General features: G+C 66.4%; 11 protein-coding genes. 8 read left to right on the forward strand and 3 right to left on the reverse strand.

Annotation, left to right across the window (positions count from 1 at the left end):
- The first annotated feature begins 41 nt into the window (after window positions 1-41).
- The 6 genes from pbpC to ACVIYL_RS31835 all read left to right on the forward strand — a co-directional run bounded on the left by pbpC (window position 42) and on the right by ACVIYL_RS31835 (window position 8,042).
- Entirely contained in the window at window positions 42-2,168 is a 2,127-nt protein-coding gene (gene pbpC / locus ACVIYL_RS31810) for a penicillin-binding protein 1C (RefSeq protein ID WP_456780484.1), read from the forward strand.
- An 82-nt stretch (window positions 2,169-2,250) separates the two neighbouring features.
- On the forward strand, window positions 2,251-3,996 hold the full coding sequence (locus ACVIYL_RS31815; RefSeq protein ID WP_456780485.1) for an ArnT family glycosyltransferase: 1,746 nt from the start codon (window positions 2,251-2,253) through the stop codon (window positions 3,994-3,996).
- A 1-nt stretch (window position 3,997) separates the two neighbouring features.
- On the forward strand, window positions 3,998-4,843 hold the full coding sequence (locus ACVIYL_RS31820; RefSeq protein ID WP_168858553.1) for a phosphatase PAP2 family protein: 846 nt from the start codon (window positions 3,998-4,000) through the stop codon (window positions 4,841-4,843).
- 66 nt (window positions 4,844-4,909) lie between these two features.
- Entirely contained in the window at window positions 4,910-5,701 is a 792-nt protein-coding gene (locus ACVIYL_RS31825; RefSeq protein WP_456780486.1) for a glycosyltransferase family 2 protein, read from the forward strand.
- Window positions 5,701-6,039, forward strand: coding sequence for a lipid-A-disaccharide synthase N-terminal domain-containing protein (locus tag ACVIYL_RS31830; protein ID WP_016845896.1), 339 nt, complete (start codon window positions 5,701-5,703; stop codon window positions 6,037-6,039). The genes ACVIYL_RS31825 and ACVIYL_RS31830 overlap by 1 nt, the downstream gene beginning before the upstream one ends.
- A gap of 203 nt (window positions 6,040-6,242) precedes the next feature.
- The gene (locus tag ACVIYL_RS31835) at window positions 6,243-8,042 is read left to right on the forward strand and encodes a M23 family metallopeptidase (protein ID WP_456780487.1); all 1,800 of its coding nucleotides are present in this window, start codon (window positions 6,243-6,245) and stop codon (window positions 8,040-8,042) included.
- A gap of 49 nt (window positions 8,043-8,091) precedes the next feature.
- Here the strand turns inward: ACVIYL_RS31835 and ACVIYL_RS31840 are convergent, their stop codons facing one another.
- Entirely contained in the window at window positions 8,092-9,792 is a 1,701-nt protein-coding gene (locus ACVIYL_RS31840) for a Na/Pi cotransporter family protein (protein ID WP_456780488.1), read from the reverse strand.
- A gap of 337 nt (window positions 9,793-10,129) precedes the next feature.
- Between ACVIYL_RS31840 and ACVIYL_RS31845 the strand changes: the two genes are divergently transcribed.
- Together ACVIYL_RS31845 and ACVIYL_RS31850 are read left to right on the forward strand one after the other, a co-directional pair.
- Window positions 10,130-10,375 (forward strand): PilZ domain-containing protein, encoded by a 246-nt coding sequence (locus ACVIYL_RS31845; RefSeq protein WP_026192789.1) that lies wholly within the window; start codon window positions 10,130-10,132, stop codon window positions 10,373-10,375.
- A 140-nt stretch (window positions 10,376-10,515) separates the two neighbouring features.
- Window positions 10,516-11,340, forward strand: a complete 825-nt coding sequence (locus tag ACVIYL_RS31850) for a tetratricopeptide repeat protein (protein ID WP_456780489.1) — start codon at window positions 10,516-10,518, stop codon at window positions 11,338-11,340.
- A 19-nt stretch (window positions 11,341-11,359) separates the two neighbouring features.
- On the opposite strand, the gene ACVIYL_RS31855 is transcribed toward ACVIYL_RS31850, so the two are convergent.
- Window positions 11,360-12,628: an AAA family ATPase gene (locus ACVIYL_RS31855; protein ID WP_168858549.1), complete on the reverse strand. Its 1,269-nt coding sequence runs from the start codon at window positions 12,626-12,628 to the stop codon at window positions 11,360-11,362.
- Window positions 12,625-13,365 (reverse strand): CpaD family pilus assembly protein, encoded by a 741-nt coding sequence (locus ACVIYL_RS31860; protein WP_456780490.1) that lies wholly within the window; start codon window positions 13,363-13,365, stop codon window positions 12,625-12,627. The genes ACVIYL_RS31855 and ACVIYL_RS31860 overlap by 4 nt, the downstream gene beginning before the upstream one ends.
- Between the last annotated feature and the right edge of the window lie 16 nt (window positions 13,366-13,381).

The following is a 13,381-nucleotide window of genomic DNA, read 5'->3' on the forward strand; positions in this document are numbered from 1 at the left end:
CGTCATGGCCGGGCTTGACCCGGCCATTCATAGGCGCGTCCATGCGAACGAAGGATGTGGATGCCCGGGTCAAGCCCGGGCATGACAAGCGCAGCGGGCGGCTGGCGCTCCGCGTCGCGGCCGCAATGGCCGTCGTCCTTATTGCGATCACCGGCGCCTTCGCCGCCTGGATCGTTTCGCTCGGGCCGTTGCCGCTCGACAAAGCGCAGCAGGTCTCGACCACGGTGATCGATCGCAACGGCAAGTTGCTCCGCGCCTATGCGATGACGGACGGGCGCTGGCGGCTGCCGGTCGATGCGAAGACGTCAGTCGATCCCACCTATCTGAAGCTCTTGTTCGCCTATGAGGACAAGCGCTTCTATGAGCATCACGGCATCGATCCGCTGGCGCTGTCGCGCGCCGCATTCCAGCTTCTCACCAGCGGTCATATCGTCTCGGGCGGTTCGACGATCACGATGCAGCTGGCGCGGCTGATCGAGCCGCGCCACCAGCGCTCGGTCTACGCAAAGCTGCGGCAGATGGTGCGGGCGGTCGAACTGGAGCGGCAGCTCTCGAAGGACCAGATCCTCGATCTCTATCTCGCGCTGGCACCGTTCGGCGGCAATCTCGAGGGCGTCCGCGCCGCCTCGATCGCCTATTTCGGCAAGGAGCCGAAGCGGCTGTCGCTCGCCGAAGCCGCGCTGCTGGTGGCGCTGCCGCAATCGCCGGAGCGGCGGCGGCTCGATCGTTACCCCGACGCCGCCCACGCCGCCCGCGACCGCGTGCTCGAGCGCATGGTCGAGGATGGCGTGGTGTCGAAGGACGATGCCGCGCAGGCCACGGCGACGGCGGTGCCGAAGATGCGCAAGCAGATTCCGATCCTGGCGCCGCATTCGTCCGATCAGGCGATCGCGACGATGAAGGATGCGCCCGTCATCAAGCTGACGCTCGACGCCGCGCTACAACGGAACCTGGAGGCGCTGGCGCGCGACCGCGCCATCGCGCAGGGGCCTGACGTCTCGGTTGCGATCGTCGTGGTCGACAATGAGACGGGCGACGTGCTCGCGCGCGTCGGCTCGGCGGATTATTTCGATGAGCGGCGGGCCGGGCAGGTCGACATGACGCGCGCGGTGCGCTCGCCGGGCTCGACCTTGAAGCCGTTCATCTATGGCCTTGCCTTCGAGGATGGCTTTGTCCATCCCGACAGCCTGATCGAGGACCGGCCGATCCGCTTCGGCACCTACGCGCCGGAAAATTTCGACATGACGTTCCAGGGCACGGTGCCGATCCGCAAGGCGCTGCAATTGTCGCTCAACGTGCCGGCGATCGCGCTGCTCGACCGGGTCGGTGCCAGCCGGCTGTCGTCGCGGCTGAAGCAGGCCGGCACCAGTCTCGTGCTGCCGAAGGACGAGGCGCCGGGCCTTGCGATGGGTCTCGGCGGTGTCGGCATCACGTTGCAGGATCTCGCTCAGCTCTATTCCGGCCTGGCACGGCTCGGCGCGACTAAACCGTTGCGCGAGATCATGCAGGAGAATGACAGCCGCGACACGATGCGGCTGATGGATCAGGCTGCGGCCTGGCAGGTCGGCAACGTCCTGCTCGGCACGCCGCCGCCGGAGAACGGCGTGCACAACCGGATCGCGTTCAAGACCGGCACCAGCTATGGCTATCGCGATGCCTGGTCGGTCGGCTTCGACGGCCGCGTCACGATCGGCGTCTGGGTCGGCCGTCCCGACGGCGCGCCGGTGCCGGGTCTGGTTGGCCGCACCGCCGCGGCGCCGATCCTGTTCGGCGCCTTTGCACGCACCGGCAAAATCCCGGCGGCATTGCCGAAGCCGCCACGCGGCGTGCTGGTCGCATCCAACGCGAAACTGCCGCCGCCGCTGCGCCGCTTCCGGCCGCTCGGCGAACTGGTCCGTAGCGGCAACGACCAGGCTCCGCACATCCAGTTTCCGCTGAACGGCTCGCGCATCGATGTCGATCAATCCGAGGGCGGCCGCAATGCCGCGCTGCCGGTCAAGGTCGCCGGCGGGGTGCTGCCGCTGACGGTCCTTGTGAATGGTGTCTCAGCCGGGGACATCGACAGCCGGCGCCAGCGCCTGATCGAGCCGCCCGGGCCGGGCTTCGCGCGGCTCACCGTGATCGACGCCACGGGGGCCGCGGATACCGTTGTGATCCGCGTGCAATGATCGCACGGGAAAGCGGAGCGGCACGGTCGGAAAGCGGAACAGCACAGTTGTTTGCGGTGCGGTTTCATCGTATGCGAAACCCATGGTGGATGGCCTCCAACCCCGGCGCTTCGGAGCAGGGCAACAGTCTGTAAAACCTGCGCATTCGGGCCGCAGGCTGTTCATGGCGTTCGAGTTCGCAACGGCCAGCCAATGGCGTTCGATCCTGTTCCTGACGCTGACCTGCCTGGTGCTGTTCCTGCCGGGGTTCTTCACCATCCCGCCGATCGACCGTGACGAGGTCCGCTTTGCCCAGGCGACCAAGCAGATGGTCGAGAGTGGCGATTTCGTCGACATCCGCTTCCAGGACGACGTCCGTTACAAGAAACCGGTTGGCATCTACTGGATGCAGGCGGCTGCGCTGAAGACCGTCTCCGCGCTCGGGGTGCCGCGCGCCCAGGTCCGCATCTGGGTGTACCGCCTGCCGTCCCTGATCGGCGCCATCGGCGCCGTTTTGCTGACCTATTGGACCGCGCTGGCCTTCGTGACGCGGCAGGGGGCGGTGCTGGCCGCCCTGATGATGGCAAGCTGCGTACTGCTCGGGGTCGAAGCGCGGCTCGCCAAGACCGACGCGATGCTGCTGCTGACAGTCACCGCGGCGATGGGCGCGATGGCGCGAGTCTATCTGTCGTGGCAGCGCGGCGAGGATCCCGCACACCCGTCATGGGGTCCGCCCGCGGTCTTCTGGACGGCACTGGCGGTCGGCATCCTGCTCAAGGGGCCGCTGATCCTGATGTTCGTCGGCCTTGCGATGGCGGGGCTTGCGATTCTCGACCGATCGGCGGCCTGGTTCTGGCGCATGCGCCCGGTCTGGGGCCTGATGTGGACCCTGGTGCTGGTGCTGCCGTGGTTCGTGCTGATTTTCCTGCGCGCCGGCGAGACCTTCTTTGCCGACTCGGTCGGCGGCGACATGCTGAGCAAGCTCGGTGCTCAGGAATCCCATGGCGCGCCGCCTGGACTCTATCTGCTGCTGTTCTGGATCACGTTCTGGCCCGGTGCGCCGCTGGCCGGCATGGCGGCGCCTGCGGTGTGGCGGGCGCGGCGCGAGCCCGGTGCGCAGTTCCTGCTGGCCTGGCTGATCCCGTCCTGGATCGTGTTCGAGGCCGTGCTGACCAAGCTGCCGCATTACGTGCTGCCGCTCTATCCGGCGATCGCGATCCTGACCGTCGGCGCGCTGGAGCGGCGCGTGCTGTCGCGCTCGCCCTGGCTGTTGCGCGGCGCCGCCTGGTGGTTCGCGATCCCCGCCTTCGGCGCGGTGCTGATGATCGTCGGCGCCATCAAGGCGATCCATCAACCGGTGTTTCCGGCCTGGCCGTTGTTCGCCGTCGCGATGGTGTTCGGCCTGATCGCGTGGTGGTTGTTCGAGGACAGCCGCGCCGAGCGCTCGCTGCTCAATGCGGTGATTGCCGCGGTGCTGATGGCAGCCGGCACCTATGGCGTGGTGCTGCCGCGGCTCACCACCGTATTTCCGAGCCAGGAGGTCGCACGCGCCTTGCGTAACGTGACCTGCGTCGGCCCGAAGGCGGCAGCCGCCGGTTTCCACGAGCCGAGCCTCGTGTTCATGACCGATACCTCGACGCTGCTCACCGACGGATCGGGCGCCGCGGATTTCCTCGGGCAGGGCTCCTGCCGCTTCGCGCTGGTCGAACAGCGCTCGGAGCGCGCCTTCGTGCAGCGCGCCGAGGCGATTGGCCTGCGCTACAACGCGCCGGTGCGCGTCGAGGGCTACAACATCTCGCAGGGCAAGGCGGTCTCGATCGCGATCTTCCGTTCCGAAGGGACGGAATGACATGCCGGCGCTGCCAGCCAACCCGGAATCCGCCAACTATTTCGGACGATTGCTGACGCTGGTTTGGCTGTCCTTTGCCCAGCTCGTGCGGGCGCCGTCGCATTCGCGCCGTGCCGAGGCGGCTCGCCGCTCCGCGCGCCACGGACTTTTGCTCGTCGTCATCGTCGGCGCCGTGATCATCACGCTGATGTATGCGTTCGATGTCACCGAGATCAGTCTGATGCCGCCACGCGGCACGCCAGGTCTGTGGTGGGTGAAGACGCTCACCGATTTCGGCAAGGACGAGTATGTGCTGTGCGCGCTTGGCCTGCTGCTGATCGTGGTCGCGCTGGCGGCGCCTGCGCTGCGCGGCGTGCCGCGCGCCACCTTGCTTGGCTTCGGGACAAGGCTGCAATACCTGTTTCTGTCGGTCGTGCTCTCGGTCGCTGTCGGCGAATTGATCAAGTGGATCGTCGGCCGCGGGCGGCCCTTTGTCGGCGGCAAGGCCAATGCCTTCAACTTCCAGCATTTCGCCGGCACCGAGGCCTATTCGAGCTTTCCGTCGGGACATTCGATCACGGCGTTCGCGCTGGCCTTTGCCATATCCGCGGTGTGGCCGGGCGCGCGGTTCGCGATGCTGGTCTATGCGCTGGTCATCGCCGCAACCCGGCTCGTGCTGCTGGCGCATCATCCGAGCGACGTGGTGGCCGGCGCGCTGGTCGGGGTGATCGGCGCAATGGTCGTGCGCTACTGGTTCGCCGCCCGCCGCCTTGGTTTTGCCATTCATCGCGACGGCACTGTGGTGGCGCTGTCAGGACCGTCGGACGGGCGTCTCAAAAGGGTTGCGAGGAGCGCCTTCGCCCCATAAAAGCGGTCGCCCGACGGCCGGATCGGGCTGGTTCCATCGCCGACAACACCAACCACGAGTGCCGATTTGCCTGCTCCCGATCAGACGCCGGTCGCCGTTTCCATCGTCGTGCCTGTGCGCAACGAGGCGGACAATATCGCGCCGTTGATCGCCGAGATCGCGGCCGCGCTCGACGGACGCTGGGCTTACGAGATCGTCTACGTCAATGACGGCTCGACGGATGCCACCGGCGAGCGGCTGAGCGGGGTCATGGCCGGGCGGCCCAATCTCCGGCAGCTCCGCCACGCGGTCTCGTCGGGCCAGTCGGCGGCCGTGCGCAGCGGCGTGCGCGCCGCGCGCGGCGCGATCGTGGCGACGCTCGACGGTGACGGGCAGAACAATCCCGCCTTCTTGCCGGACCTGATCGCGGCGGTCGAGAGTGGCAACGGCCGCGTCGGCCTCGCCGCGGGCCAGCGCGTCGGGCGCAAGGACACCGGCTTCAAGAAGCTGCAATCGCGCATCGCCAACACGGTGCGCGGCATCATCCTGCGCGACGGCACCCGCGACACCGGATGCGGCCTGAAGGCGTTTCCGCGCGAGGTGTTTCTGGCGATGCCTTACTTCGACGGGCTGCATCGTTTTCTTCCGGCACTGGTCCGCCGCGAGGGGCTGACGATTGCCTATGTCGACGTCGTCGACCGGCCGCGCCATTCCGGCGTGTCGAACTATGGATTCTTCGACCGGCTCTGGATCGGGATCATGGATCTCGCCGGCGTGTGGTGGCTGATCCGCCGCAAGAAGCCGACGCCGGTCGTCACTGAAGTGGTCGCTGAAGTGCCCGATGTCACTGGTGTGCCGGGCGTGACCGAGGTGAAGTGATGCTGATTCAGTACGGTCAGGCGCTGAGCGCCTATCTCTACGACGTGTTCATCGCCAAGTTCGACTTCTGGCTGGCGTTCGGACTGATCGCGCAATTGTTCTTCACCGCGCGCTTCCTCGTGCAGTGGATCTCCAGCGAACGCGCCGGCCAGAGCGTGGTGCCGATGGCGTTCTGGTTCTTTTCGATGGGCGGCGGCCTGATGACGCTGATCTATGGGCTTGCCAAGCGCGAGCCCGTCATCATCATCGGGCAGGGTCTCGCCACGCTGATCTACATCCGCAACATCATGCTGATCGTGAAGAACCGCGGCCGCGGGTCGAAAACGCTCGACAGCTGATTGCCGTCATCGTCGGAGCGGCGAGCGGTATGCCGGGCCTTGTTCGGGAAGCTCGATAGATTCCAGCATCGGGCTCAGCCCGGCATCAATTGCGACCGAATCTGAACCAAGGTCAAACATTCGCCCCAAGCCGCATGGCATCTACGGCTTGCCGTGGGCGTGGCGGCATCTCGAGACCGTGCCCCAGGGGATGAGGGGCGTTGATGACCAGCCGTGACGAAGCGACGAAAGCGGCTGGTTATCTATCGACCGTCCGCAATATTCCGTCGCTTGACGAGCCACCGCTCACCGGCGAGCGCAAATTGCCTGACCGGCGCGCCGTCAGTCTCCGCTGGATGGCGGGGACGATTCTGATCGGATCCGCCGCCGTCGCTCTTCTTGCCGGTGCGCTTCGTGGGGCGTTTGGCGATCACGCGCGATTCGCAGCCGCGCCGGACGTGTCACTTCCGCGCTTTGCAGGGCAGGTGGTTGACGAGGCGCGACGCGGCGATCGTCTCGACCGGAGGCTCGGCCCGCAGGGCAATTCCGCTGCGCTCAAGATTGAGCAGCTGAGCGATGCCGGCGCGGTCCGTCGATTTACCCGCGTGTCAGCGCGGCTCGCGGAGATCGATCTCGCGCCACACCAGGAAGCGCGGGGAGACGAAAAGGACGACGCGCGAGCGGGCTCGCAACGCGACCTGCTGTCGGAGCTGCCGGCCATCATACGGACAGGTCCAGCGCGGCGCCCGCTGCCGGGCGGCACCAGCGCCTATGCTGACGGTGAAGACGTGCCGCATCCGCCGGCTCCGATCGGCGAGGCTGTCAACGTCACCAACCTTCCGAAGTCGCCTACGTCGTCGCGTCACCGTCGACATGTCATTATCGCGAGGAGCGGCGACACGCTGTCCGCCATTCTGCGGGCGCTGGCGGCGGCCGCGGAGGACGCGCCGGCGATCCTGGCGGCTTTCCCGTCGCCTGGCGCTCTGGAGACGCTGTCCGGTGGCGAGAAAATCACGGTCATCGAACAAGGCGAAGACGCCGGTTCGCCGCGCGGCCATGTCGCGAAGGTGTCGATCGAACGCGCCGGCTCCGATGTGTCCGCCGTCGGTCGCACCGATGGCGGCCAATACCAGCCGATCGCGCCCGAACAGCCCGACATCGCCGCGCGCAGCGAGAGCCCGCTGCGTGAGTCGATCGATACGCATTCCGTTCCGGGCGAAACACTGCGTGACGGCCTTGACGCGCTTGCGCGCTCCAACCACGTCGACCAGGGGATCGTTGCTGAACTGATGCGGCTCTGTGGCCGCGATTTCGATCTCGACGAGCCGCTCGGCGACGCCGATGTGGCCGAGATCATCTACGCGCCGAACGACATCGGTCAGCCGGAGTTGGTCTTCATCGATTTGACGGCGGGCGGGCAGACCCGCCGGTACTATCGCTTCACGGCGCCGGACGATGGCAGCTCCGATTTCTATGATGAGACCGGCCAGTCCATCACCAAATTCCTGTTGCGCAAGCCGGTCGTGAGCGGGCGGCTCGGCGACGGCTTTGGTTGGCGGATTCATCCGATCCTTGGCGACCGCCGCTTCCATGAGGGCGTTGATTATGCAGCGCCCTATGGGTCGCCCATCGCGGCCGCGGGCGCCGGCGTCGTCGAGACCGAAGGGTACGAACGCGGGTACGGGAAATATATCCGCGTGCGGCACGACCGCGGCTATGAGACGACCTATGCCCACGTCGCGAGCTTCCCGCCCGGGCTGAAGATCGGAGACCGCGTCCGTCAGGGCGAGACGATCGCCTTTGTCGGATCGACCGGGCTCTCGACCGGACCGCACCTTTATTACGAGGTGCGGATCAACGGCCGCAACGTCGATCCGCTTCGGATGAAGCTGTCGGGCGGCCGGCTGCTGCAAGGGGATCTGCTCGGGGCCTTCGATCGCCAGCGTGACAGCATCAACCAACTCGCTGCGGTTTCTGCGCTTCCGCAGCGGCGTTCCGGCTCCGAACATCGGCCGCCGACATAGCGAGCGCAGATCGCATCACGCCATGCCGGCGCGGCGGGCCTTGCCGGCGTTAGGAACCCGGAGAGCTCGAAGCCGCGGGCGCCGCAACCTCGGTCGCTTCCATGGTGGTGCTCTCGCGATCGGCGGCGGTCTCGCCGGCGGCATCGAGAACGGGATAGGCAACCGAGCAGATGTGCGAATGGATGCGGCGAAGGTCGCGCAGCACGTCGAGATGCAGCGAAGTGGTCTCGATGGTTTCGGGCCGGCCTTCGCGCAGGCGCTCCAGATGACGCTCGACGGCGGCCAATTCGGCCGCGCGCAGCGCCGCCTTCTCGGTGAGCAGCTTGCGCGCCTCGTTGGCATCGCCCGACATGAACACGCCGAACGCGATCCGCAGCGAGTCGATCGTGCGCTTATGGAACGCCGACAATTCCTCGGCGCCTTCGCTGGAGAATTGCAGGCGATGCTTGATCTTCTTGGTTGCGAGCTCGCTCAGGTTCTTGTCGATGATGTCGCCGATATGCTCGAGATTGATCGCGAACGCGACGATCTCCATCGCGCGCTGGCCCTCGCGCTCGTCCAGGCTGCCGCGGGTGAGTTTCGTGACGTAAAGCTTGATCGCCTCGTTCAGCCGGTCGACGGTGTTGTCCATCTTCGACACCTGGTCGACCAGGGCGCGATCGTTGGTCAGCATCGCCGCCATCACCTTGCGCAGCATGGCCTCGGTGTGATCGCCCATATGCAGCACCTCGCGCGCCGCATCGGCCAGCGCCAGTGAAGGCGTCTCCAGCGCACTCTCGTCGAGATAGCGCGGCCGTGATGGATCGGTCTCCTGCGCTCGCTTCGGCAGCAGACGCTCGAGCAGCCGCGCCATGTGGTCGAGCACGCCGATGAACAGCAGCGCGGTCGCGACGTTGAAGGCGATGTGGAACAGCGCAGTCGCCTTGGCGAGATCGGGCTGCCAGGCGTAGATGATCTCGGTGATCGGGCGCAGGAACGGCGCCACCAGCAGGATGCCGACGACGCGGTTGACGAGATTGCCGACCGGCAGCCGGTAGCTCGCCGGATTGTCGCGCCGCGCGCCCTCCAGCAGCGGATTGATGGCACTGCCGAGGTTGGCGCCGAGCACCAGCGCAAATGCGGCATAGGGCGAGATGAACTGGGAAAAGGCCAGCGACATCACCAGCAGCACGCTGGCGACACTGGAATGGACCAGCCAGGTGACGACGGCGCCGATCAGGATGCAGAGCACGGGATCGCCGGTGATCGCGCCCAGGAACACGCGCACGCCCGGGGCATTCTCGGCGGGCGCCATCGTATCGAGCAGGATGTGCAGGGCCAGCAGCATCAGGCCGAGGCCGATCGAGACGCGGCCGAGATCCTTGATCCGGGAGCGCGGCCCGCTGCGGAACGCAACGAGGCCGACGATGAACAGAACCGGCGCGATGGCAGCGACGTTGAACGACAGCACCTGCACGATCAGCGTGGTGCCGATATTGGCACCGAGCATGATCGCGAGCGCCGGCACCAGGCTGACGATCTCTTCGGCGGCGAAGGAACTGGTGATCAGGGCAGTCGCGGTCGAACTCTGGAGCAGGGCGGTCAGGCCGAGGCCGGCGCCAAGGGCGGTAAAGCGATTGCGCAGCGCCCGGGCGAGCAGCAGCCGCAAATCCGGTCCGAAGGCGCGCAGAATCCCGCTATGGACCATGTGCAGGCCCCACAGCAGGAGCGCCACGCCCCCCATCAGATCGAGCAGAACAATGCTTCCCATGCTTCCTGGCATCCCGGCGAATTCGAGTCGAATGAACATAGGTATCGTCTATCGACTGGCGATCAACCCCTTTTTGTTCTCATGCGACCACGGCGGGAGCGACGCACGCTATCGAGTGAGGCGGCCTATCGGGGAGACGTCATTCGACCTGCAGCACAGATCATTCAACTATTCAATTTCTGATTGATCACAGCTCGTATCGCCCGGCGGGGGCGCCGCCGGTAAACGAATCTCGAACGCGACCGCTCAATTGCGATGGGTTCCGCTAGGCAGTTTCCAATCTTTCCCCGCTATGACGATAGGCTAGGAAGTTGCCCAGAAAGGCTTGGGGATCAGAATGTTTATGAATCGCCGCAAGAGCGAACGCCGCCCGTGCCGGAGCGTCGCCAAAATTCAGCTGGGCACAGGGTCGCTGCCACGCGACTGCATGATCACCGATATTTCGGCCGGCGGCGTCAAGGTGATCGCCGAATATCTGGAGATCCCGCCGGAATTCACCATCATCCTGTCGACCGGCAGTCCGCGTCAGTGCCGGTTGGCCTGGCAAATCGGGCACGAGTTCGGCGCCCAGTTCGTCGACTGAATCAGCCATTTGGCTGCTTTCTCGCAAGGCGTCCGGTACCGCATCTGGGCCGGATGACGGCGACATGATGGCATCCTTAACCGGACCTTAGGGTTAAGCTGTGAGCATCCCGGAACCTTCGCCGTTCCGAGTCTCGCTTTATGTTTGAGAAATTCGCCCGACCCTCAGGCCGCGCGCGCCGTCTCGCGGGCACGGTATCTGCCGCGATCCTGCTGATCGGGTTGTCCGCCTGTCAAACCTCCGGCCCGTCTGACATCACCGGCTCATTGGGCGACACGGCGGAGGCCACGCCGGCCCCGGCCGATCCGCGGCGCGACATCGCGACCTACCACGAGCGCGTCCGCGCCAACCCGAAAGACACCGACGCCGCGCTGAAATACGCCCGGGCGCTGCGCGCCACCGGCCAGCGGGCCCAGGCGGTCGCCGTCATGGAGCAGGCGGTGCTGGCGCAGCCCAGCAACAAGGCGCTGCTCGCAGGTTACGGTCGGGCGCTCGCCGACAACGGCAATTTCCAGCAGGCATTCGACGTGCTCGGGCGTGCGCATACCCCGGAAGATCCGGACTGGCGCATCCTGTCGGCGCAGGGCGCCGTGCTCGACCAGCTCGATCGCCACGACGAGGCGCGGCAGTATTATGCGAGTGCGCTGAAGATCGTGCCTGACGATCCGTCAGTGCTCTCCAATATCGGGCTGTCCTATCTGCTGTCGAAGGACCTGCCGAAGGCCGAGGAGACGCTGCGCCGTGCCCGGGAGCGCGCCCCCGGCGACATGCGGGTGCGAACCAATCTCGCCGTCGTGGTTGGCTTGCAGGGCCGCCAGTCCGAGGCGGAAACCATCATGAAGGCCGATTTGCCGGCGGAGCAGGGCTCAGCCAACGTCGCCGCGCTGAAGCGGCTGTTGGCGCGCAGGGATGCGAGCCGCGCCGACGCCGAGAAGATCCCGGTCGCAGCCAGTCGCCGCGACTAGGGCGCTTTCAGGCGGGACGCTAGCCGGCGACCCGGCGCCCGTCGGTTCGGCGCGACTGCAGCTTCTTGAGGATCGGCGACAGGAACGACTCGCGGGCTTCGGCGAGATCGGGACGGCCGGTGAGGCGCTGCGCGATCTGCAGGAAAGTCCTTGTGGTGCGGTGACGCGCGGAGACTTCCGCGATCATCTGGCCGTTGTTGGCGGCTTCACCGAACAGCCTGCAGTCGAACGGGATCGCCGCGATCGGCTGGCTCTCGATGGTCTTGGCGAAATCCTTGACCTCGATCTCGGGGCGCTTCGACATGCCGACCTGGTTCAGGCAGTAGAGCGGCGGACGGTCGTTCGGACGCGCGGTCCTCAACAGGTTCATCATGTTCTTGGTGTTGCGCATGTTGGCGAGGTCGGGCTCGGCCACGATCAGGATATCGTCGGCACCGACCAGCACGCGTTTGGTCCAGGCGGTCCATTGATGCGGCACGTCGAGCACGATGCAGGACGTCGTCATGCGCATCGTATCGAAGATGGCATCGAACGCCTCGGCGCCGAAATCGTAGACCTGGTCGAGGGTGGCCGGCGCCGCCAGCAGGCTGAGGTGATCGCCGCACTTTGCGAGCAGGCGTTCCATGAAGGCAGAGTCCGGACGCTCAGGCGAGAACACGGCGTTGGCGATGCCTTGCACCGGGTCCTGATTATAGTCCAGCCCGGCGGTACCGAAGGCGAGGTCGAGATCGACGACGACCGAATCCAGCCCGAGGTCGCGTGCGATGGTCCAGGCGACATTGTGAGCAATGGTCGAGGCGCCGACGCCGCCCTTGGCGCCCGCGACCGCGATCAGGCGGCCGACCGAGACCGCTTCGGAGGCCGAGAACAGGCTGCAGATCGAGCGCACGATGTCGAGCACCTTGACCGGCCCGATAACGTAGTCGTTGACGCCGCGCCGGACCAGTTCGCGATACGGCGCAGTCTCGCCGGCCGTGCCGAGCACCACGACGCGGGTGCCGGGATCGCAGACCGTGGCGAGCTCGTCGAGACCGGCCAGGAAATCATGATCCGGCTCGGTCTCGAGCATGATGACGTTGGGCGTCGGCGCCTTGTGGTAGGCGTCGATCGCCGCGGCGATGCCGCCCATATGGACCGAGAGATGAGCCTTGGCTAGCCGGCGGTCGTCGGCAGCCGCGCGTGCGTTCGCGGCGGTCGCGACGCTGGCGCAGAAGGCCTGCACGGAAATCCGCGGCGCCGGCGCGATGTAATCGTTGGCGTGCTGCGGCTCGTCTTGTTGTTCGGTCATTTCGCGGCGTCGCTCAGCTTGGCTTTCTCGGCTTCGGGGTAGGCGGTCGCGGTCGACTCACCCTTGCGGTATTTATCGAACGCGATCGTACGGCGCGGCGTATAGGCTGCGGTCTCGGTTCGCGGCTGTTCGAGGTCGGACGGATTGGCGACCATCGCGGCAAGGTTACGCTGCGTGGCGCAGCCGAAATTGTCGTACTGCTTGTTCTGGTTGTAGTTCGGATTGTAGATCGAGGGACCGAGGTCGCTCGGCCACACTCCGCAGGGACCGGCGACGGCGGCCATCTTCGGATAGCTCAGCCGAATGGTCGGAAGCGCGCGCGGATCATCGAGATGGTAGGAGCGTTTGGTGATGGCATGGGCGGGTACGCCCATCGACGCCAGCAGGCCGCGGATCTCCTGATACACCGCCTGTGCCGAGCGCGCGTTCGAGCTGTCGGCCGGCACGTCGATCGCAATCGCGCCTGTGCCTTCGCGGCGCCAGGTGCGCGCCAGCCCCATGACGTCGTCGCGCTGCGCTTCGGTGAGGTTGCCGCGGGCGCGGCCGACGAAGACGACGATTGATTGCTCGCCCTCGGTCACCGCGATCGGATGCCGCTGCCGGTAGTCGTCGCCCACGGTGCCGGTGGCAAGATTGTCGCCCGTCAGATTGCAGCCGCCGAGCGCGATCGCGCTGACGACGAGGGCGCCCAACAGCGACAGCGCCCTGGCACGACCGGCTTGTGTGTTGCGTGTCATCATAGGATCCCCCAAC

The sequence above is a fragment of the Bradyrhizobium sp. USDA 3315 genome (assembly GCF_054056795.1).

What these genes read in the sequence shown, in the direction of transcription:
- pbpC (WP_456780484.1), top strand. Translation starts at nt 42, where the DNA reads ATGCGAACGAAGGATGTGGATGCCCGGGTCAAGCCCGGGCATGACAAG.
- ACVIYL_RS31850 (WP_456780489.1), top strand. Translation starts at nt 10,516, where the DNA reads ATGTTTGAGAAATTCGCCCGACCCTCAGGCCGCGCGCGCCGTCTCGCG.
- ACVIYL_RS31830 (WP_016845896.1), top strand. Translation starts at nt 5,701, where the DNA reads ATGCTGATTCAGTACGGTCAGGCGCTGAGCGCCTATCTCTACGACGTG.
- ACVIYL_RS31855 (WP_168858549.1), bottom strand. Translation starts at nt 12,628, where the DNA reads ATGACCGAACAACAAGACGAGCCGCAGCACGCCAACGATTACATCGCG.
- ACVIYL_RS31820 (WP_168858553.1), top strand. Translation starts at nt 3,998, where the DNA reads ATGCCGGCGCTGCCAGCCAACCCGGAATCCGCCAACTATTTCGGACGA.
- ACVIYL_RS31835 (WP_456780487.1), top strand. Translation starts at nt 6,243, where the DNA reads ATGACCAGCCGTGACGAAGCGACGAAAGCGGCTGGTTATCTATCGACC.
- ACVIYL_RS31845 (WP_026192789.1), top strand. Translation starts at nt 10,130, where the DNA reads ATGTTTATGAATCGCCGCAAGAGCGAACGCCGCCCGTGCCGGAGCGTC.
- ACVIYL_RS31815 (WP_456780485.1), top strand. Translation starts at nt 2,251, where the DNA reads ATGGTGGATGGCCTCCAACCCCGGCGCTTCGGAGCAGGGCAACAGTCT.
- ACVIYL_RS31840 (WP_456780488.1), bottom strand. Translation starts at nt 9,792, where the DNA reads ATGGGAAGCATTGTTCTGCTCGATCTGATGGGGGGCGTGGCGCTCCTG.
- ACVIYL_RS31860 (WP_456780490.1), bottom strand. Translation starts at nt 13,365, where the DNA reads ATGACACGCAACACACAAGCCGGTCGTGCCAGGGCGCTGTCGCTGTTG.